Origin of the sequence: Pseudoalteromonas sp. BZK2 (assembly GCF_014349195.1) — a bacterium.
In the GTDB taxonomy this organism is placed as follows: domain Bacteria; phylum Pseudomonadota; class Gammaproteobacteria; order Enterobacterales; family Alteromonadaceae; genus Pseudoalteromonas; species Pseudoalteromonas simplex.
In genome coordinates, this window is sequence record NZ_JACSOG010000009.1 from 107649 (window position 1) to 128906 (window position 21258).

The 21258-nt window shown below is 40.6% G+C and carries 22 protein-coding genes and 1 pseudogene; 8 read left to right on the forward strand and 15 right to left on the reverse strand.

Going from position 1 to position 21258, the window contains the following annotated elements; genetic code table 11:
• Nucleotides 1–3: 3 nt before the first annotated feature.
• Complete coding sequence (locus BIZ38_RS07315) at nt 4–1140, reverse strand: helix-turn-helix domain-containing protein (RefSeq protein ID WP_262387570.1); 1137 nt, start codon at nt 1138–1140, stop codon at nt 4–6.
• Between the two features lie 227 nt (nt 1141–1367).
• Between BIZ38_RS07315 and BIZ38_RS07320 the strand changes: the two genes are divergently transcribed.
• Entirely contained in the window at nt 1368–2177 is an 810-nt protein-coding gene (locus tag BIZ38_RS07320) for a DUF2306 domain-containing protein (protein ID WP_187489973.1), read from the forward strand.
• Nucleotides 2178–2243: 66 nt separating this feature from the next.
• Here the strand turns inward: BIZ38_RS07320 and BIZ38_RS07325 are convergent, their stop codons facing one another.
• Together BIZ38_RS07325 and BIZ38_RS07330 are read right to left on the reverse strand one after the other, a co-directional pair.
• Nucleotides 2244–3245 (reverse strand): family 43 glycosylhydrolase, encoded by a 1002-nt coding sequence (locus BIZ38_RS07325; RefSeq protein ID WP_138599876.1) that lies wholly within the window; start codon nt 3243–3245, stop codon nt 2244–2246.
• 90 nt (nt 3246–3335) lie between these two features.
• Entirely contained in the window at nt 3336–4331 is a 996-nt protein-coding gene (locus BIZ38_RS07330; RefSeq protein WP_187489974.1) for a Kelch repeat-containing protein, read from the reverse strand.
• 172 nt (nt 4332–4503) lie between these two features.
• On the opposite strand from BIZ38_RS07330, the gene zigA reads away from it, so the two are divergent.
• The gene (zigA, locus tag BIZ38_RS07335) at nt 4504–5700 is read left to right on the forward strand and encodes a zinc metallochaperone GTPase ZigA (protein WP_187489975.1); all 1197 of its coding nucleotides are present in this window, start codon (nt 4504–4506) and stop codon (nt 5698–5700) included.
• Nucleotides 5700–6368 (forward strand): DUF1826 domain-containing protein, encoded by a 669-nt coding sequence (locus BIZ38_RS07340; protein WP_187489976.1) that lies wholly within the window; start codon nt 5700–5702, stop codon nt 6366–6368. The genes zigA and BIZ38_RS07340 overlap by 1 nt, the downstream gene beginning before the upstream one ends.
• A 69-nt stretch (nt 6369–6437) precedes the next feature.
• Here BIZ38_RS07340 and BIZ38_RS07345 read toward each other — a convergent pair whose 3' ends face one another.
• Nucleotides 6438–7160: a hypothetical protein gene (locus BIZ38_RS07345; protein ID WP_187489977.1), complete on the reverse strand. Its 723-nt coding sequence runs from the start codon at nt 7158–7160 to the stop codon at nt 6438–6440.
• 193 nt (nt 7161–7353) lie between these two features.
• Between BIZ38_RS07345 and BIZ38_RS07350 the strand changes: the two genes are divergently transcribed.
• Nucleotides 7354–7827 (forward strand): YqhA family protein, encoded by a 474-nt coding sequence (locus BIZ38_RS07350; RefSeq protein ID WP_054551913.1) that lies wholly within the window; start codon nt 7354–7356, stop codon nt 7825–7827.
• 21 nt (nt 7828–7848) lie between these two features.
• Here BIZ38_RS07350 and BIZ38_RS07355 read toward each other — a convergent pair whose 3' ends face one another.
• The 3 genes from BIZ38_RS07355 to BIZ38_RS07365 form a co-directional block, all read right to left on the reverse strand.
• Nucleotides 7849–8676 carry a hypothetical protein gene (locus BIZ38_RS07355; protein WP_187489978.1) on the reverse strand — a complete coding sequence of 276 codons (828 nt, stop codon included), beginning with the start codon at nt 8674–8676 and terminating at the stop codon, nt 7849–7851.
• A 118-nt stretch (nt 8677–8794) separates the two neighbouring features.
• Nucleotides 8795–9949: an iron-containing alcohol dehydrogenase gene (locus tag BIZ38_RS07360; protein WP_187489979.1), complete on the reverse strand. Its 1155-nt coding sequence runs from the start codon at nt 9947–9949 to the stop codon at nt 8795–8797.
• A 43-nt stretch (nt 9950–9992) separates the two neighbouring features.
• Nucleotides 9993–10826: a type 1 glutamine amidotransferase domain-containing protein gene (locus BIZ38_RS07365; RefSeq protein ID WP_187489980.1), complete on the reverse strand. Its 834-nt coding sequence runs from the start codon at nt 10824–10826 to the stop codon at nt 9993–9995.
• Nucleotides 10827–10932: 106 nt separating this feature from the next.
• On the opposite strand from BIZ38_RS07365, the gene BIZ38_RS07370 reads away from it, so the two are divergent.
• Complete coding sequence (locus tag BIZ38_RS07370) at nt 10933–11832, forward strand: LysR family transcriptional regulator (RefSeq protein ID WP_138619649.1); 900 nt, start codon at nt 10933–10935, stop codon at nt 11830–11832.
• On the opposite strand, the gene BIZ38_RS07375 is transcribed toward BIZ38_RS07370, so the two are convergent.
• Complete coding sequence (locus BIZ38_RS07375; RefSeq protein ID WP_187489981.1) at nt 11813–12349, reverse strand: cysteine hydrolase family protein; 537 nt, start codon at nt 12347–12349, stop codon at nt 11813–11815. The two genes, BIZ38_RS07370 and BIZ38_RS07375, sit on opposite strands and share 20 nt — an antisense overlap.
• A 119-nt stretch (nt 12350–12468) precedes the next feature.
• On the opposite strand from BIZ38_RS07375, the gene BIZ38_RS07380 reads away from it, so the two are divergent.
• Entirely contained in the window at nt 12469–13416 is a 948-nt protein-coding gene (locus tag BIZ38_RS07380; protein WP_187489982.1) for a GlxA family transcriptional regulator, read from the forward strand.
• 43 nt (nt 13417–13459) lie between these two features.
• Nucleotides 13460–13768, forward strand: coding sequence for a hypothetical protein (locus BIZ38_RS07385; protein WP_054560743.1), 309 nt, complete (start codon nt 13460–13462; stop codon nt 13766–13768).
• Between the two features lie 282 nt (nt 13769–14050).
• Here the strand turns inward: BIZ38_RS07385 and BIZ38_RS07390 are convergent, their stop codons facing one another.
• The 7 genes from BIZ38_RS07390 to BIZ38_RS07420 all read right to left on the reverse strand — a co-directional run bounded on the left by BIZ38_RS07390 (nt 14051) and on the right by BIZ38_RS07420 (nt 20715).
• Nucleotides 14051–14644 (reverse strand): ACP phosphodiesterase, encoded by a 594-nt coding sequence (locus BIZ38_RS07390; RefSeq protein WP_187489983.1) that lies wholly within the window; start codon nt 14642–14644, stop codon nt 14051–14053.
• A gap of 706 nt (nt 14645–15350) precedes the next feature.
• On the reverse strand, nt 15351–16073 hold the full coding sequence (locus tag BIZ38_RS07395; protein ID WP_187489984.1) for a hypothetical protein: 723 nt from the start codon (nt 16071–16073) through the stop codon (nt 15351–15353).
• Between the two features lie 95 nt (nt 16074–16168).
• On the reverse strand, nt 16169–16915 hold the full coding sequence (locus tag BIZ38_RS07400; protein ID WP_138599863.1) for a CPBP family intramembrane glutamic endopeptidase: 747 nt from the start codon (nt 16913–16915) through the stop codon (nt 16169–16171).
• An 806-nt stretch (nt 16916–17721) separates the two neighbouring features.
• On the reverse strand, nt 17722–18804 hold the full coding sequence (locus BIZ38_RS07405; RefSeq protein WP_187489985.1) for a DUF4785 domain-containing protein: 1083 nt from the start codon (nt 18802–18804) through the stop codon (nt 17722–17724).
• 9 nt (nt 18805–18813) lie between these two features.
• A complete protein-coding gene (locus BIZ38_RS07410) occupies nt 18814–19680 on the reverse strand; it encodes a hypothetical protein (RefSeq protein ID WP_222938020.1) in 867 nt (288 codons plus the stop codon).
• A gap of 259 nt (nt 19681–19939) precedes the next feature.
• On the reverse strand, nt 19940–20350 hold the full coding sequence (locus tag BIZ38_RS07415) for a hypothetical protein (protein ID WP_187489986.1): 411 nt from the start codon (nt 20348–20350) through the stop codon (nt 19940–19942).
• A complete protein-coding gene (locus tag BIZ38_RS07420; RefSeq protein ID WP_138599860.1) occupies nt 20347–20715 on the reverse strand; it encodes a hypothetical protein in 369 nt (122 codons plus the stop codon). Before BIZ38_RS07420 ends, BIZ38_RS07415 begins: the two co-directional genes overlap by 4 nt.
• A 184-nt stretch (nt 20716–20899) precedes the next feature.
• On the opposite strand from BIZ38_RS07420, the pseudogene BIZ38_RS22005 reads away from it, so the two are divergent.
• Nucleotides 20900–21025, forward strand: a pseudogene (locus BIZ38_RS22005) (lipase); the annotation flags it as partial.
• Nucleotides 21026–21258: the final 233 nt, after the last annotated feature.

Here is a 21258-nt window from a genome sequence, read left to right on the forward strand (position 1 = left end):
CTTTTAGTCAGTAAGCTCTATGATTTTTTGTTCACCTATTGAGTTGTTCTGCTTACGAAACTCGTTAGGGTTAACCCCAACGATGCTTTTAAAAACACGGTTGAAGGTTGCAAGCGAAGAAAAACCACTTTCCATTGCAATACTAAGTATACTCCAATGACTTGCTTCGTCTTTTAGTAACAACCCTTGCGCATGCTGTATTCGGTACTGATTAATAAATAAATTAAAATTTGTAGCTTTAAAGTGGTAACGAATTGCCCTGCTGATCTTATACTCAGGTACTGCTAATGCTTGGGCAAAATCAGAAATTTTCAAATTAGTTTGCAAATAAACCTGCTTATTGATGAGTGCTTCTATGCCAGTAATAAGCTCAGCCTCTACCTCATTATTTTCAGATTGTTCAGCCTGATTGGTAGCTTTCACTACCTTTTCAGAGTTCACCACTTTGCTATCAACAGCTTCAGGCACGCTGTTGTGGGCACGTTTTTGCAAGAACATTACTAGCTGCATGGCAAATACAATCAACAATGCAGATGAGGTAATTATAAGCGGCTCAAATTGTCGAAACTCGCTCTCACTGAATAAAAATTTAGGCAAAATGCTGGCATTAAATACAGCTAAGAAGTAGCAGCTAGCAAAAATCTTTGCCTGCAACTTTTGCGTTTGTGTTTTACCTTTATAACCCCGTAATGCTTCCCAAAAAGAGAGCACCAAAATACTAGACGATAGCAACACCGTTATTTCGGCCATCCCCTGCTTTAAACGCCACATAAATTGGCTATCAGGGAAAAGCTTTACATCAATACTCACCAAATAATGCCACGTCTGGTTAAACATAATTAACCCCGCAATAACAGTTGCCACTGCAATATGCACCTTAGAAATAGGCTTTTGCTCTCGAAATAAAGTCCGTGAGATAAGCCAAGCCATATTACAAGTTGCGCAGGTAAATAAGCCAATTAAATAACTGTAAACACCAATACTGGGCGCACTAATTTTTTGCACCCCAACCATGCAAAGCGAGCCACAAAATACAGCAAACAGATAATGAATAAGTTGCTTATCTTTTTTCATGCCATTTAGCAGCATGAGCCCCATACAAACGAAAAAGAGTAAGTAATAAGGGGATGTATTTTGCATAACTCTTCATGCCTTAAATTGGGTGATTGATGATTTTTTTACCAATCAGATAAGTGTACTTTTTCAAAATCAACATAGCAAAAAGAGTTTGTTAGTGAATGTGTCAAACCCTGTGTGAGTTCTCATAAATAATCACAATATTTTATTGATCAAATTTCGAATTTGAGAAGAGTTTCTTCTCTAGCCCTTTATATTTGCGGTATTAGAAAAATATAATGGATTTGATGATGTTTAACAAAAATAGCAAACTCACGCCTTTAAAGGCGCTCGAATACAGTAAAAAGCTTTGGTTTATTAGCCTGATAATGGCGCAAACTTGCTTTGTGATTTACCTCATTCTTGGTTATGGAGTGACAGGGTTAACTACAGGTCTTTCTGGTTGGAACCAGCTTAATAACACCGCTTATGTTGCCAATGATGCAACGGGGAATTTGATGTATGCAGTGCATGTATTATTTGCTGTCGTGATGATCCTTGGCGGAAGCTTACAGCTGATTGAAAAACTGAGAACAAAATACAGAGCATTTCATCGCTACAATGGTCGTGTATTTGTTGTTTTAGCTTGCTGTATTTCATTTGCTGGCATGTATTTAATGATAGTAAGAGGAACGGTTGGTAATACCTTGATGCATGCGCTGACAATGTTTGGCGGCTTAGTGGTTATCGTATCAAGTCTATTTGCGGTTAAAACCGCAAGGGCTCGTAACTTTAACGCCCATCAAGTATGGGCTATACGCTTATATCTTGCCGCTAACGGTGTGTTGTTTTTTAGATTATTAATATTTGCATGGTTTTTAGTATTTGGCACCTTAGGCGTCGATACCGCCACATTCACAGGGCCTGCCGTGCTTGCTGTTAGCCTTTGCTCTTACTTAGTCCCCCTTTTAATAGCCGAACTTGTCCGCTATGCAGCTCGAACGAATATTACCTTTATCACTATCGGCACCGCCTGTTTGATGACGCTAATATCAATCGTGTTCTTAATCGGCTTATTTGGGGTGACTATGGCAAACTGGTACCCAGCTATTGTTAGCTAACTAAACCTCATACAATAAAGCCACCTGAGTAGGTGGCTTTGTAAGCGAATTTTGAATCACTGTAAATTAATACAATTCAAATAGCGGACGACCATTTTCGTCGTATTTTACTTCCATCACACGAGCGTGGCGGTTTGGATCGTAAAGTGGATCCTTTACTATTTCCTCAAGTGGACGAGTGTCTGTTTTTGGCACCACACTTGGTTCACCAACTGCGTGCTCATAGTCTCGGGCATGGTAAATACACAGTGGTGTTTCACCATCTTCAGCTACTGTAAAACAGTTATGACCTGGACCAAAAATTTTCTTATCAACACTTGTTTCAAGTACTGGCATACGTGTTTTGGTCCACGAATTACGATCAAGTAAATCGCTGTTTTCATCGGCTTCCATATAACCCATGCAATAACATGCGCCTGTTGCACTTGCAGAGAAAGCAATGAAAATTTTACCGTTATTTTTAAGTACTGCCGGGCCTTCGTTTACCCAAAAGTCGACACGCTCCCAATCGTAATCAGGTGTCGTCAGCATAAACTGTGCTGTTTTTAGCTTAATTGGAGATTCCATCTCAGCTAAATACAGGTTGGATGCCGCAAATTGACCACCGGTTTTCTCTGCCCAGCAGAAGTAACGCTTACCGTTATTTTCAAAAATAGTGGCATCTAGAGAAAAATCAGTGAATGACTTTTCATCGCCCTCAGCCGCTTGCATCATGCCAAGCTCAACCCATTCATCATTTAACGGATCTTGACCTTTACACTCAAGCACATACGGGCGTAATGCCCAGATATCATCTTCTTCACTGGCTGCAAAGTAGATGTACCATTTGCCATCGAGGTAATGAATTTCAGGTGCCCAGATATGACGACTCATCGGGCCGCTGTCATGTTTGAACCAAATATCAAAGGTTTCAGCGTCTTTTAGGCCCTCTAATGTCGCAGCCCTACGAAGTTCAATGCGATCATAAGTTGGTACAGAACCGGTAAAATAATAAAAACCATCGCTGTGCTTATGCACAAATGGATCGGCACGCTGCTCTACTAACGGACTATTTGTTTGTAATGTCATCTTGAAACCTGATCGTTAAATTTTAATTTGTATTATTTTATTACTTTTTGGTAAGAATACAAATATAACATTATTTTTAACAGACAGTAATCATAAACCTTTCATACCTTCAAGCAGCACATTTGCATTATTCACTTCACGGCTCGTTTCAGAAAGTCCTACCTTTGTGGCGCCACCCACTAGCCAAATTTGGCCGTTTAACGTAACAGCCCCTAAACCGTGGCGTGGCGTTTGCCACTCGAAAGATTTGCGCCATTGCTGCTTAGACAAATCATAGCTAAAAACCTCACGATCAACTCCTTTGCTATGTTCACCGCCAAACACAGTGATAGCATTATCAATAACCGCTGCCGCATGCCCTGCTCGTGCTTTAGGGAGTGCTGCGTGTGCTTGCCAGCTGTTTGTATTGGGTAAGTATTCGAGCATGTCAGTGATAGGCTCACCGCCAACGGTTCTGCCACCTAGCACAAACCAACGACCGTTTACTTGAGCACTCGCCGCACTGTTTCTAGCCGAAGGTAGAGGAGCCGCTTCTGTAAATGTGAAGCTATTAGGATCAAAGACTAAATGCGCACTCACATCTAAACTATGTTGCCATTGTCCATTTTTCTCACTGCTTGGGCTGCGACCGCCAGCTAAATGCACTTTACCATTAAGCACGGCGCCCACCGTTTCGCTTAATGCAAAAGGCAAACTCGCCACCTTTTGCCATGCTTTAGCACCTTTATCTAGCATTAGCACATCACGGCTATTGGTCCATTGGCCTTGGCTATTAACAAAACCACCAAAGGCAAATAGTCTGTTTTCTACTGCGATTAAATACGTGTGATGACGCCCTTCAGGCAAACTCGGGGCCGATTGCCAACTTGCATACTCAGGCGACCAAAAATGAACTTTTGCGGTCATCTTACCCGCAGATCCTGGCAGCTCGTTAGAGATACCCCCTGCAACCCAAATCTGTTGATTCATGACTGTAGGGTAGATTTCTTGTATAGCCTCAGGGAGCTTTGGTGCTAACGGCTCTTTTGCCGATAACGTATAAGGCAAACACGCCATAAAAAGCGGCAACAGTTTGGTTAAACGCATATAAATCCTTAATAAGCAGTTAATTAGCTAAAGACTAAGCCAGCTGTACCTATTCGTACACTGCCAAATAGTCTTACTCGAACAACGATTACTATTCCTAAACGACACGAAATTGATATATTATAACAAAGCATTTAACGTATTTTGTTTAATCTTATTAAGGGTCACTACCATGAGCAAACTCCCCGTCACCGTGCTCTCTGGCTTTTTAGGTGCAGGTAAAACCACTGTGCTCAGCCATATTTTAAATAACCGTGAAGACAAAAAAGTGGCTGTAATCGTCAATGATATGAGCGAAATAAACATCGATGCAGCAACAGTTAAAAACGATGTTTCGCTTAGCCGCGGCGAAGAAAAACTAGTAGAAATGAGCAATGGCTGTATCTGCTGCACACTGCGTGAAGACTTACTCATTGAAGTACGCGCTTTAGCGCAAACAGGCCAATTTGATTATTTGGTTATTGAGTCAACCGGTATTTCAGAGCCCCTTCATGTTGCCGAAACATTTACCTTTGCCGATGAAGATGGCGTGTCACTGTCTGATGTTGCAAGGCTTGATACCATGGTCACGGTCGTTGATGCCGTTAATTTTTTAAACGACTTTAACGAAGCCAAATTCTTACAAGAAACCAACGAACACTTAGGTGATGAAGATGAGCGAAGCGTAGCCGACTTACTTATTGATCAAGTTGAGTTTGCTGATGTCATTTTAATTAGTAAAACAGACCTAATTAGTGCCGATGAACTCAAGAGCTTAAAAGCCATTTTAAGCTCATTAAATACCTCAGCAGAACTGATTGCCATTGAAAATGGCCAAGTTGATATCAATACAATTTTGGGCACGGGCCTGTTTAACTTTGAAAAAGCTCAGCAAGCACCTGGCTGGCTAAAAGAACTGCGCGGCGAACATACCCCAGAAACCGAAGAATACGGTATTAGCAGCTTTACTTACCAAGCTCGCCGCCCTTTTCACCCTGAAAAATTTTATAACTTTATTCATAACAATCAGCGCGAAGGCAAATTACTTCGTTCCAAAGGCTACTTTTGGTTAGCCTCTCGACCACAATTTGCTTGCCAATGGAATCAAGCTGGCGGCATAGCCCGCTATGGTTTTGGCGGAATTTTTTGGAAAGCCTTACCGCAAGATCAGTGGCCAACTGATAGTGACTACTTAGATTCAATTAACCAAGTATGGCAAGAGCCCTTTGGTGATATGCGCCAAGAGCTGGTTTTTATTGGTCAAAACCTCAATCAAGCAGCGATCATTCAAGCTCTCGATAACTGCTTACTTAGCGACGATGAACTATTAGCAGGCAAAGCGCTTTGGCAAACCCTGCCCGATCCATTTCCTGTCTGGGAGGAAGCATAATGACAGCCTACGCATTAGAACATGACACTGATAACCTACCATCAGCGGCAGCAACAGCGCTAAGCCCTGTGGTGTTTTCACAAATTTATAAACCTGAGCATAACATTGCAATTTGGCAGCGTAACTTAACTGAACAGCTGCAATCAGAAGTAGCTGAGAGTATTACAGCCAACCCAGAACTTAGTATTAACGCTGTGATCAATCAAAACAGCATTGTGGCTGACATTGATAAAGCCCTTGAAAAACTACCTCAAGCAAAAGAGCTTAAAGCCGACCTCGCTCAGCTTGTTGATATGTTTTGTTATTTATTTGAGTTAAAGCGCTCCGGATTACGCCTAAGAGTACTTGAACGTGCCATGTGCCCACGTTTTCATGTTGATAAAGTCCCTTGCCGGTTAGTCAGCACATATTATGGTAGTGGTTCGCAGTGGTTGCAAAATGCAGGACTTGATCGCACCAAACTTGGCGCTGGTCATCAAGGATTAAGCGATGAAGAATCAGGATTAATGACAGCAAATGCTAAAATTCACTCTCTAAATGTGGGTGATGTAGCCTTATTAAAAGGCGAAACTTGGCAAGATAACGAAGGCAAAGGCCTTGTGCACCGCTCACCAGCACTCGCTGCTGGCGAAAAACGACTACTTGTAACCCTTGACTTTATTGCTTAATTCGAGCGTACCTGTTGCGTCTATTGATTTTAATAGGCGCTATTTCATTCAAGAATACACAACAACTGCTCATGGCTTTAAATTAACGAAAAGCATACTAAGCGCACTTGCAATTGCTGATAGAGCAAACATCCTTAGTAACAAAATTAAGACATTCCCTGCACCACCAGCAAAAGTGCCTTTAAAGCTTAATGGATAGCCATGAAAAACCATTAAATATAATACGTTAAAAAGCCCTACCCGCATCCCGTCAATTTCATGGCTATCACCATTTTTTAAGTGAATTTCACACACATGCAAAGTAGGTAATCTAACTCGGGGTTCGCCAAACTTTCGTTTGCGTTTTAGATCCATCGTATAGTGAAATAACACCTCTGCGATTTCATTTTTAGCAATTGTGATGGGACGATTTTGGTGCTTTTTAAACGTCAACTTATCAACTTTAAGCTCATCCTTGCTTATGCTCATTGCCCATTTAGAACCAAAGCCATACTTCTTGTAAGTCATGATGCGTTTGGTAATAAACACCAATAAAAAGCTTGTAAGGCAAATTAAAAAAGCCAACCATGGTTTAACAGCATCTACTAAATAAAAACTAGATAGTGAAATTGCGCATACCATAAGCGCAAAAATCACTTCGGCCCATCCTGATAACGTCGCTAAGCCTGGCAAAGACTCTAGTTCTGTTAATGAATCTTCGGTTAGTGATGACTTTCCTTTAAAGGCTGCATATCGAAACCATTTTTTATCATTTAAATCCAGTCCCAGTGAGTGCTTAGCCATAGAACCCATAAACATCCCTTTTAAAATAAAGCTTAATAAGAACAACCTTCATTGTTCCTTAAACTTATACACAACCCGACCTTACGAGTAAATACTCAAAGAACTAATAAGTTAGGTTTAACTTGGCATATAATATGTTCAGTAATTAATCAAAAACGAGCTAAACTACGTATATTAAAGAAATTAATTTGTGTGAGTTGATATGGAGCGCATTTTTCAAAATAGCCGGTTTTTAGTTATTATCGCGATTCTCACCACGGCCATTTCATCGTTACTCGTTTACATTGCCTGTGTGAATATCGTTTTCAATGTTGTTAAAGTCACCATCACCGCGCTACCTGACTCAGCAAAAGGAGGGAAAGAGTTAATTGTCGAGCTTTTAAAAATTCTCGACTTATTACTGATTGGTATTACTCTTCAAGTCATTACCATCAGTCTGTACCGGCTATTTATATCGCCCTCAACAACAAAAAGCAGCCAGTTTTTGGCCGCCTTTCATATCGAAGATTTTCATGACTTAAAAATTACTTTAGTGCAGGTAACATCTGTGATTTTGGTGATTCTGTTTTTAGAACACGCCGTTGAGTTTGGCGGCACAATAGAAACCCTCTACCTTGGTATTTCTATTGCGATTGTGGTTGCCGCCTCGACCTTTGCATGGCGCTCAATGAAATAGTGAACACTCACATACGTTAGTTTATTTTTCAGGGTAACGTAGCTTATATTGCTCTTTCATCGCGGCATTAAACCGCTCAAGTAAACTGCCCTTTTGGGGTTCTTTAGCCAGTTCGAGCAAATCAATTTTTAAGTGGTTATGCTCATTAAATTGGCTAGCAAATGTGCCCATCATTGCTGATTCAAACTTACCATCAGTGAGCAGTTCAAGTACCTGATTACCAAATTGAAACGCCTCGTACTCATTAAGTAGTGTTAAAAAATCACTAAATGATGCGCCCGATAAGTTACTCTGCGTTTTAAATGCGCTTAAGTAACCTTTTGCTAATAAGTTTTGCTCTTTAAAGGCTAGCTGAAATTGGTATGCATGGCGGGTTTCGTGTAATAAAAACGCTAATGGCGCATAAACTTCCATCTCTTTGAGCTTATCTGGGTTTAAATAAACTAATCCTGCACCTGGGTAACGTACATCAAACACAAAATTAACTGCTCTTTGCGGATACAAGGTGTTATTTATCACCAAGGTTGGTGCTGTAATAGCAAAGCTTTTAATTTCAATTGCAAACACCTCTGGTAGTAAAGCCATTCGCTGCTCAAACGATAGCGCTTCCCAGTTCATTAACTTTTTATAAAGCGCTTTATTTTGCTTTAAGGCGTTGACCAGTTTTTCTGCATCAAGTTGTCTTTGCTTATGTGCTTGCTCTAACCAAGGAATATTAGATTCACTGAGCGCGTATGCTGTTGGCGTTTGTTTTTGCAATGCTTCATTAGCATAAAACTTTGCAGGTTCTGCATAGACAAAGCAAGATAAAGCTAAACAAGCGCTTGAAAATAAATGGGTAAGTTTCATGGTGTGATTTTTATCGATAATTTATTGCCTAGATTTTACTAGCTTATGCAATAGAATTAAACGTCTTCAATTTTTTAAAAAGGCGTAACAGCTTATGTTACGCCTTTAAATTTAACCCCTAAAGTGCCAGCGCTAATATTTGCTTAACTTTCGCTAAATCAATATCACCGTGTTCACCTAGCGTAGTTAACTCATTCTTTTCTAAGTTATTAACAACCGCGTCGATTGCTTGTTCATCAAAGTCATAATCAGCAAGGCGTGTTTTCACAGCCATTGCTTCGAAGAAGTCTTGCACTGCTTTAATCGTTTTATCGATTTGTTCAGCTTCATCGCTATAATTAAAACCAAACACTCGCTCACCAAGTTGCTGTATTTTAATAGACTTCTGCTCTTTTTGAACATGCATTAGTGCAGGTAAAACAATCGCTAGTGTTTGTGCGTGATCAAGATTATAAAGTGCTGTTAATTCATGACCAATCATATGTGTAGACCAATCTTGCGGTACACCCTGACCAATCAAACCATTAAGTGCCATTGTAGCCGACCACATAACATTGGCTCTAACATCATAGTTTTGTGGCTCGCTCAGCGCTTTAGGTCCTTCGCTGATCAAAGTTTGTAAAATACCTTCTGCAAAGCGGTCTTGTAATGGTGCATTTACTGGGTAAGTTAAGTACTGCTCAATAACGTGTACAAACGCATCTACAACACCATTACTTACTTGGCGCTCAGGTAACGAAAAAGTATATTCAGGATCAAGTACTGCAAAAACTGGTTGCACACTCGGTGATGAAAAAGCACGTTTCTGCGACGTCTCTTTTTTAGTAACCACTGAGTTGCCGTTACTCTCAGAGCCAGTTGCAGGTAAAGTTAATACTGCACCAATAGGAAGCGGGTTACTAAACTCAGCACCTTTAACAAGGATATCCCACGGCTCACCTGCAAAGTTATAAGCTGCTGCAACAAACTTAGCGCCATCAATAACACTGCCACCGCCAACAGCTAAAATAAAGTTAACATTATGCTCTTTAGCACTTGCCACAGCTTGCATCAGTGTTTCGTATGTTGGGTTAGGTTCAACACCACCAAACTCTATAACATCAACATCGGCTAATGCACTCATTGCTTGGTCGTAAACGCCGTTTTTCTTTATTGAGCCACCACCAAAAAGTAATAGTACTTTAGCGTTTTCTGGTAAACGTGACGTGATCTCACTCATTTGACCTTTACCAAACAAAATTTCGGTTTGATTTTTATAAATAAAGTTCAACATTTAAATGCCCCTTAAATTAGGTTTAAATTGCTAATTAGCTAATTTACTTAGCTAACATTTCTAAAAGTTTTTCTGCTAATAATTTATCTGAAAACGGGTTTTGCCCCGTAATCAGTTCGCGGTCAACAACCACATTAGGCTGCCACTCACTAGCGAATGCCATATTTCCACCGGCGTTTTCCATTGCCATAGCTGGATAAAACTTAAGCTTTTTACCTTCTAAACTGCTTTCAAAAACACGCTCTTCAGGGTCTGAAAAAATAGTCATTTTATAGCCGTCATAAATCCAGTTGTTGGCCGCTGCCTTTTCGCCATCTTTTATTGCTTGATAATAAGAATTTGGCTGAACTTGTGCCGACAACAAGGTAATTGGGCCATGGCAAATTGCCGCTGTTGGTTTACCTTGCTTATTAAAATGACGCAAAATCTCACCCACTTCTGGGTTGTTTGCTAAATCAATTAAAGGTGCATGGCCTCCAGGGATAAACACAGCCTCATATTGGCTTAAGTCACCCGCTAAAATTTCGCTCAAACTCGCGGTATCATTGATATCAGGAAGTGATGCTACAAAACGCTGAATGCTCTGCATTTTAGCTTCATCACCATCAAAGTAATCGGTGCTCACTGATTTTTTATCTACTTGAGGCGCATTACCTTTAGGTGTTGCAAGTACAAGCTCATAACCCGCATCAACTAATGCTTTTGCTGGCACACCAAACTCATTTAGGTAGTAGCCTGTTTCGATGCTCTGGCCGTCAGCTAAGTCCATGGTTGTTTCACTTGATAAAATAACCAATACTTCGCCTTCACCCGCCACTGCAAACATCGACATAGTTGATGCAGCAACAAGCGTTAGTCGCTGTAATATCTTTTTCATAACTCATCCTCTTAGAAAGTGAAGCTATCATAGTGGGTTTGCGGGGCGAGTAGAATTCGGATAAATTAAGAGGAGCAATCAGAATATTTATGGCTCGTACAGTTACATGTCTTATCTCACGCAATTAAAAACCTTTGTTGAAGTTTATCGTTGTAAAAATATTACGAAGGCTGCGGCTAATTTAGGCTTATCTCAGCCTTCAGTGACCTCACACATTCAAGCAATGGAAACTGTAGTTGGTAAATCTTTATTTGAGCGCAAAGCCCGCGGTGTTACCCCCACTGCCGCTGCACATGATTTAGCGCTGCAGGTTTCTGGTCATATCGATATATTAGAGCAAAAGATCATGTCGATACGGGCACGTTCTGATGCCGCGCATGGCACTGTTAATATTGCAGGACCTGCCGAATATATTAGTAGTGTATCGGGGCCACAAATTGCCAACTTACTGCAATCTGGCAATGTAAATCTTGTTCTGCATATTGGTAATAAAGTGAGAATTTTTGATGCCTTGCAATCAGGCACTGCAGATATTGCTATTGCCGCATCAGCGCCTGATCCAGCACTATTCGATAGCCTAGTGCTCGACAAAGAAAAGCTCATTTTGGTGATGAACCGTTTACATGGCCGAGAAATCAAAGACAGCACCATTACCGCAGATTTACTCTCAAGCTACAATGTCGTTGCTTATGATGAAGAGCTGCCTTTGATAAGACAATACTTTGAAGCTGTATTCAACGCAAAATGCCACTCAAACGTCATTGCTATTTGCCCGGACATACGTGCTATTAGCAATATTATTCGTTCAGGTATTGGTTATTCTGTATTACCCGATTACCTTTGTCGCGATCAGATAAAAGCCGGGGAGCTTGTGCAACTGGGGCCCGAAGGCCCAGAAAATATAATTTACTTAGTTTGGAACAAAGGGGCATTAAAACACCCCCGTATTGCATTTGCCAAAGATGTTATTTCGGCCTTTGCAAATATTAATTACTTTGCAAACTAAGCAAGGCTTGCTTTGCGTCTAGCAGTTTTACTCGTGGGGCAAGCGCATTTAGTGCGATTAAATGTAGCATTTCAGATACTGTTGTACTCACATCCGTTAAAACTGCCACATCGTACTCTTTAGCTTGTTCTGAGATAGCTGTATGAGTCACACAGTTTTGCGTCATCATGCCTGCGATCAATAGTTTTTTAATACCATGCAGCTTTAAGACATCTTCTAAATTAGTTTGATGAAAGCTGTCTGCATAGTGTTTTACAACCACAGGGGCTTCTGGTGCTGCATTTAAAATATCAGGATGAATATCAACACCTTCTGTACCTTCATTAAAAAATGGCGCTAAACCCTGAGAAGGATCAGCAACATGCTGAATATGAATAGGTAAAACCCCGCGCTCTGTGGCTTGTTTTATCACATCTACGAGCTGATCTTTTACTTGTTTAGCCTGCCATAAAGGAAACGCGCCATCCTCAAAGTAATCATTCTGTAAGTCGATAATTAGTAATGCTGTGTTTGTCATTGTATAAACCCTTTTTCATTGTATTGACGCCTAGTTTGCTGAATTTTTAACGTATCAAACAGTGACCCAAACACCATTTATCGATAATATTGGGCCAAAGTGTTTGATAAGGCTTTACCATGAATGTTGCAGTATTCGCATTTCCAAATATCAGTCCATTTCACCTTGCAGTACCATGCATGGTGTTTGGTGAAGGCGCTCGCTCAGCTGGTATTAAAGAATTTAACTTAGCAGTGTGCAGCGAAAGTAAAGCTGTAATGCCCTCAAGCGCGGGGTTTGATATTCAAGCGCATCACTCAATAACAAAGTTTGATCAAGCAGATATTATAATTATTCCGTCTTGGCCATCACCTGAAACAGCCCCCTCTAAAGAATTAGCAACCAGTTTGCTAAACGCGCATAGCCGTGGCGCTATAATTGTAGGGCTCTGCTTAGGCGCTTATGCGTTAGCGCACATAGGGCTTTTAGATAATATTGAAGCAACTACCCACTGGGCATACAGCGATGACTTCAAAGCGCGCTTTGCAAAAGTGAAGCTTAACAATCAAGTGCTTTACCTTGAACATAATCGGCTATATACATCGGCAGGAACAGCGGCAGCCATTGATTGTTGCTTATATTTAGTTCGCAAATTTTTAGGAAGCGAGCAAACTAATGCTATTGCCAGAATGATGGTAACTGCGCCGTATCGCACTGGCGGGCAAACACAATTTATTGCCCTACCCGTCCCGCAAAATGTTGCTGATGAGCGTTTAGCAAGCTTGCTTGAACGGATGCAAAAAAACTTAGCTAGCAACCATACGATTGATACACTCGCAGAGCAAATGCACATGAGCCGACGCACCTTTACCCGCCACTTTCAATCGCTTACTGGGCAGAGCGTTGGGCAATGGCTATTAAATCAACGTTTAAACCACGCGCAGCGACTTCTTGAGTCAACTGATTTACCTCTAGAACATTTAGCAGAGCAATGCGGCTTTGGCTCATCTGTTACTTTACGCCATCATTTTCGTTCTCAGTTTGGTTTATCACCGCGAGACTGGCGTAATGCATTCCGCCAAGCATGAAGCTTAGGTATAATTAGTTTTTCGACTCGATTTTGGTTTTTAAATGAAAAAGCTTTCTAAAGTACAATTAAAACAGCAAGCCCTTGTATTAAATGTTGCCGACGCCCTTGAAGAGCAAGGTCGCGCAGAACTTGAAGGCATGTTGCAATGCTGGTTTGATGTGGAATACCACTTATTCCCAGGCTCATTGCTTTTATGTTTTCAATTTGAAAACCAGCAAACACTCGATGCAGCGACCCCAGAGCTATTAAAATGGCAAAAACGCCTAAGTGGCGCAATGCTGAAAAAAGGCGTGATTTTAAAAGACATGCGCAGGCATTTAGTGTTTACCCTAAAAGGCCCAGACGATTAAATGGGATGAGTTAGCAAGTTGGCAAGACTGTAGCAGCGATTTTATATCGCGTAGAAATGGTTAAAGGTGCTAGGTGCTAGGTGCTAGGTGCTAGGTGCTAGGTGCTAGGTGCTAACAGCATAGTGTTGGTTTTGGATTCGTAAGGGGTTCCATACCCAATCGACTTTTTTGTTCAGCGTTAAAACGCCTCCTATAACTCGCATCTCGTTCCTCGAAACTCGTATCTTTCCCTTTAACTCGATAACTTGTTGGGTTTCACTCCGTTCTACCCAACCTACCAGCTTAAAGCTTTTGCTTTTCCACACCCATTTGCTTCACATGCTCAACCAGCTCAGGGAAAAACGCTAAAAACACCGCGTCTAATTGTTGGTAGTGGCGGGCTATATCGTCAGCGGCTCCTGCAAAGTTGTTGGCAAAGCGAATACGCTTGGCGATGTTATCAAGGGCAAGGCCGACCCCATCGAGTGTTTCATATTCTTTAAACCAATCATTGTTGGTCATACTAGTCACAACTTGCTGCATACGCGAAGGCATCATGGCTTGCCTAGCATTTAAAAGCCCATAACTGTGCTGTTTGAATTCAGCTAATGGTTGATCATTAAACCGCTGCCAATGCTGAATTAGAAAGTGATCGAACGCTACATCAATGGCGACACTTGCAAAGCGTTTACGTGCTGGTGAAAAGTATTGCTTAGCCTCTTTTACAAGAGGGTGCGAGTCGGTAAACCTATCAACTAAATAATGATTTTCAAGGCCATTTTTAACCGCATCAGGTAACTGCGCAGAATACCGACGCCCACCAAAATCCCCCAGCAGATTACCAAAATGTGAATCAGCTGTCGGTTGTGCTAAGTAAAGGTGAGCCAAGTAGTTCAACGCATTCTCTAAAAAAAGTCATTTTATGCATTGTAAAAGAATACAGGTGAAAGGGTCTAGGGGCACGAGTTGCGGATTAGCAAGAGTGTAGCGGCGATTTTATATCGCGTAGGAATGGTTAAGGTGCTAGGTGCTAGGTGCTAGGTGCTAATATCATAGCGTTGGTTTTGGGTTGGAATACCTACCAATTTGACTTTTTTCGGTGTTAAAACGCCTCCTACACCTCGCATCTCGCTAACTTTTCAATCTGATAGCTGACGGCTGAAAGCTGATGGCTCCAAACGTTGAGTTTCACCCCGCTCTAACCAACCTACGAGCTAATGAATCAAGCACTGTAGGTCGTCATTTATGGCAACACATAATCGCTAACATTGACGGGCTAAAGCCCGACCTACATCTTGCTTCTGTGGTTTAGATAAGCATCGCGCGAAATAAATTCCACGCCTACGGGTATGCATTTCACTGAAACTGCGTGCAGGCTGATCTGACTTATAGCTTAAAGCTTACAGCTCTGTTGTTTTAATCTGACTTCTAACCACTGATATCTAATATCTCCATTTTTTCGACGTTAAAACGCCTCCTACACCTCGCATCTCGCTAACTTTTCAATATGATAGCTGACGGCTGAAAGCTGATGGCTCCAAACGTTGAGTTTAAATCCGCTCTAACCAACCTACCAGCTAATAGCCATACAAATAACTCACCTTTATGACTTTAAATTAAATGCCAACATGACAAGAGCCGATATGATCGCAGAAAGAGAAATTAATCGCATAATCAAAATAACTATATTACCTGCACCGCTTGAAGTTGTACTTCTGAATAGTAGCGGGTATTCGTGGAATTTTAAAAGGTACAGCACATCAAAAAGACCTACTCGCATACTATCTAGCGTAACAACATCGCCACTTTTTTGATGAATTTCACAAGCGTGTAAATTGGCCGTTTTTTCGTTCACAATATGACCACTTCTACCGTGAAAAGTATAATTAAAAATGATTTCTTGGATATCGCCCTTAGCGATTTGCATAACTTTTGAAGCTTTACCCTCTATTGCTAACCTATCTATTTCGAGTGAGTCTTTAGATATACTCATAACCCACTTACGACCAAATCCAAATTTGTTATAAATCACAATTCGCTTGATAACAAATACACAAAGATAACAACTCACACAAGTTACAAAAGCAGGTATCGGCTGCATCGTTTCTTGAAGCACTAGGCTCATTACAGCAATAGCGATAGTCATAAAGAAAAATAAAAATTCAGCTCCGCCCGACAGCACAGCTAGGCCCGGTAGCGACGTTAGTTTTGTATTAGAGTCTGCTTTTAAAACTGTCTTTTCATAGAAAGTTGAATATCTAAACCAAACTCGGTCGCTCAGGTTTAAATCTAGGGAGTGCTTCGAAAGTGGCTGATTATAATCCATTATCTAAGTTTCCATTTTTAAAACACAATTTTGCCATTACTTTCCTATTAAGCCAACCTATGTACTTGATAGTATATTTACTTTACCTTCATGTACTAAACTAACTGCCCAACAAAGTTAACCATATTGTGCGCCACAATTGGAAAAACAAGGCTACCAGTACGCTCTCTTAACCACAGCAAAATAAATCCATAACTCCCAGTTAATACGATTCTGAATGCAGACAAATGCCACTCACCATCTATATGCATAACCCCATGAACTAGACCAAATAATAAAACCAAAAGTAACCCTGCAATGTTTATTGGCGAGCCAAAAAAGTTAATGCGCGATGAAACAACAGCCAACGAAAAACAAAATAATAAAACTCCTCTAAACATTGGTTCTTCATCTAACCCAGGAATAAGAGCTTGATAGAGTAGCGTTTCAAAATCGAAATTTGGTCCGTTACCAAGGCTAAGCGTTACAATAATCTGCAACGCAACAAACAGGGTTAAAACAACGAGTGCAGGCTTAATAGAGCCTTCATTTTGTCTGAGAGTAAAACCAGCGTCCTTGATTTTAAAGTCACTTTTAAAAGCTGCTAATAAAGCCAATACCAAAGCCCAAAGAGTAATAGCGACAATTTTACCTGACCAATTCCATTTGAGATCTGTAAAAAGTAAATCTAAGGAAATGAACTCTTTACCTTTGAATAAAGCTAAGAAATAACAAAATAGAATTAACAGAGTAGCAAGCAGCCAAGTTAAGTTTATAGTTACTTTACTGAATGCTTTTAAAATTAAAACGAGTAACAGAACCACGCCTAAATTGGCGAGTATTCCAAAATACATATCTGGCATAACCGTCCTTGGTGAGCATGCAGCTCAAACTTTATTATTGTTTAATTTCTATGATAAACACAAAAACAACCTATTAAACAGATATTTGTTTGAGTTTAAATTCCCATTGAGCATATTTTTATTTTCAAAGTATATGAACCACAGAGAGCACCGAGGCACTTCGCGCTACACAGAGAAAAACAGCATTTAAAAATAATATTCACAAAGAGGATAAGAGACGCTGCGCTTAAAAGGTATTTTTTAAAAAATTTGATGGTTTTGTTGGGTTACTCATTCATTTCTCATTCTATTCTCTTTGTGCAAAAAAATATTGATCCACAAAGTACACTGAGGCACTTCGCGCTACACAGAGAAAAACAGCATTTAAAAATAATATTCACAAAGAGAATAAGAGACGCTGCGCTTTAGGGGAAAAACAAAATACTCTTTTGGTTTATCTCATTTACTTCTCATTCTTTTCTCTTTGTGAAAAAAAAATATTGAACCACAAAGTACACTGAGGCACTTCGCGCTACACAGAGAAAAACAGCATTTAAAAATAATATTCACAAAGAGGATAAGAGACGCTGCGCTTAAAAGGAAAAAACAAAATACTCTTTTGTTCTATCTCATTTACTTCTCATTCTTTTCTCTTTGTGCAAAACAAATTGAACCACAGGGTTCGGCGAAAAAACGCCTAAACTCGTATCTCGCAAACTTTTTCGTCTGATAGCTGACGGCTGAAAGCTGATAGCTCCTACCCCTAGCAACTCGCTAACTTATTGGGCTTCGCTTCGCTCCACCCAACATAAGATAAGAGCTACCCTTTATTCCCCCGCAAACTTTAACATTCGCGTTTGGTCGGTAAGTTCAATATCCACCAGCTCATATGGGGCTTTCGCTGTTTGAGTGACTGCAAAAGGCATGGTGAAACTACCATAGCTATCAATCTGTTTTGCTACTTCAACCGTTGCCAGTTTGATGCGCTCACCTTTATTACCTTTGCCAGTTAAGGTTGCACGAATGGCATAGCGGCCTGAGTCGGTCACTTGCACCGGTACTTTAGCTTGGTATTTGTTATTGCCAAGCGCAGTTACTTTGGCTTTATCCATACTGATGGTTTGTGAGCTATGTACAAACGGCATTTTTATAGAGCGTTTTACCGTTTGGCCATTCACTTTAGTGTCTACACTGGCCTCAAGCTCATAGTAACCATTTGCGGCACCCAAAGTTTCAAGCGGGTAATTAAATACTGCTTCACCATTTTCGTAACGTACATCTAGTTTTTCGCCATCAGGACTTGAAAGCGTTAACTTCACATCACTATCTTTAAAGCGCTTTTTACCCATACTAAGCTGCATAGCAACACGCTGTTGCTGATCTTTCACTTTAAATTGCGATTTAGCATGCAAAGCATTGCTCGAGCCTTTTTCAATCACATGCAGCAAGTAGGTGTCGTTATCGTTAAGCGCTTGGCTTGTTCTTAACATTGCTTTGCCATTTACCTGACCTAGCTTTAGCCCAACACTGCCATCGCTAAATCCTGCATTTTCCATTTGCTCACGTGCAACCATGGCTTGCATTGGCATTTGTCTAAAGTTGTCATCTCGCACCGACAGTTTATCTAGCTGTAAGCCATGAGGCTTAAATACTTCGCCGCTATCAAAGCGTGCTTTTGGTGCAATGCGAATAAAGTTATCAGCTTGGTTTACAAATACAGGCACGCCGCGCTTAAGCTCTTTACCCGAAACCTTCTGCCAATATTCAACACTGTTTTTTTCAAGTGTTTGCAGTTGAGCGCTTGATGCTGGTTGAACTTGAGGAAATTGATAAACCGTTTGCTCATTAGCTTTCGCTGCGTTGCTTACAAGCACTATTGCAGCAGCAATTGTGGTTAACTTATTAATCATAGCGGGCTCCTAAATTCGGTTTTTAAGCATGTTTGGCAAGCCAAAACAGTTACGTCGACTTTGCTGATGACTCAAAGGCTCACCACCTTGGGTTCGTGATTTATCGGTAAACCACACCACCCCAGCTAACGACTGAGAACTGCAATTTAAAAAGCCATCTGAGCAGCTATCTAACCAGTTTTGCGTTACTTCAAGGCCCACTTGATTTTGATAACCGCCACAATAGCTGTCGCTATCCCATACCGCTGATTCAACATCACTGCCCACCACGGTTTCGAATCGAGACGGTAAACTTGGGCGGTTCGGTGTGCCATACAGCCACTGTGCGTTATACGATTCCATCCAAGATACTTGTTGTTGTTTTACTGCATCGCTGCCGTAACCTAAAAGCCAACCCAAGCTTTGCTCGAATGAATTACCCGCAATAACCGCATCAGCCAACGGCGTGCCACCACTTGAAGGAGCCAGAGCAATGGTACGCGTGACTTTGCTAATAATATTTGGATAACGGCTATCCCATGTTGGGTTAGATAAAATCCAACGCACCACATTGCCACCGTTAGAATGGGTGATCAGAGTTAAATCTGTGATGTTTTTATTAGTGATAAATGTAGTGAGCTGCCCTGCTAAACAGCCAGATGCCGCGTCTGCCCACATGTATTGATCAAAGTCACAATTAATGACCGTGTAATTACTACTATTTGGTAAACCTTGACGAACCGTGTCGACAAAACTGCCTGTCCAATAGTCATTATACGCATCGCTTTGCTGGCCTGTACCGTGCACAAATGCGACTCCTTGCGCAGCAAAAGCACTGTGGCTGATACCCGCTGCCAACATTAAAGCTGGCACTAGTGAGAGTGTTTTTATTTTCATGTGTGTTCCTGTTGATTGTCATTTTATCTATCAGGTTGGAGGAGTGACCTCCGACCAAAAACATAGACCAAACAGGTACGAAAGCAAGATTTAATTTACATTAATTTAACCTTTGTGCATTTTTTAAGTACAAATTATTAGATTTTTTACTAGCAAAATGTGCTAGTTGAATATGTAGAATTGCAATACTAGGTAGATTTTAGGGCTAATCATTAGCTAGAAAAGCCCTAGATATTTTACTTTTATTTATAAATCTTTTTTAATCCATATCTCTAAATTTACACACAGGATCTTTTACTGATTTATTTATAAGGGTAATTTGGCAATCTAAGTAATAACTAAATAGATCTAAAGTCACTGTGAAAGAACTTTCAGAAAAGGCGGGGGTCAAATAGTCGACTCCAGCAACATCAGTCCTTACATCAACCGCATTCCCTTGTTGATCGGTAAAAATACATAACTGCTTTTGTTTATCCATTCTGTCCAATTTTAGTGTAATACAAGGTTGAACCTCAGTGTTATAGCGCAAATAAGTAACAGTCTCATTTTTTAACTGACCTTTGATTACCTGAATCGGCTGGATATTGTCAACCTTCTCTAAACTCGATTCCTGAGAACAAGCGAAACTGGTAAAAATAGAAAGGGATAGTGCCATTGTTTTAAAATTCATGGAGAAACCTGCATTGTCGATTGTTTTACCGATAAAGTACTTGCGAACTTACTTCTCATAGCAAACCTCTGATAAGGCACTGAACTCCACTTAGAGCGATCACTGAATATAAGCTTCAAAGCTTTAATATCTCCTTGCGCGAGTGGTTTTTGTAAGAACTTTCTTGTGGCTCCCGAATAGTCGCCTCGATAAGTTAAATCAACAAAAAGTTCCAATAAAGAACTTGGTAATTGACCCCAATCAACAGCTCCATATGCAGCGACAGTATCTGCTTTTTGGCATATTCGCAAAACAACTTTTTCTTTCTCTGCATATGCAATATTAAATAAAGATAGCTGTACATTTGGACTAATTTCATAGTCCAATAAATCGTTCTTAATTATAAAAAGCTCTGCCGCCCTTCCTTTAAGCCTTGAAGCTGAAGCTAATAGGTTTGCTTCTATTAAATTAATACCTGCTTTTACAAGTTGGGCTGAAATAAGGCTAGCAGATTTATCTCTCAGATCATAACCTCTCCCTAGTGTTAAACCCGAATTAGTGCTAGGAACAACTTGTTATGTGTACGGCATTCACAGCAGCCGATTATGGAATGAAAATGCCACCTACACCTACGTTCTCGGCCACTTTGGTTTGCAAACCGATACGTACGTAAAACAAGTGAGTTTGATTCAGTAGGTTTGAGTTAGCGAGATGGTAGCAACGATTTTATATCGCGTAGGAATGGTGCTAGGTGCTAACAGCGTAGTGTTAGTTGCGCCTCCCCTATGACTTTTTTCGGCGTTAAAACGCCTCCTACAACTCGCATCTCGCAAACTTTCCCCTTTACTCTTTCTAACTCGCTAACTTTTCAATCTGATAGATCTTATGCTCATCGCGCGAAATAAATTTCACGCCTACGGATGAGCATT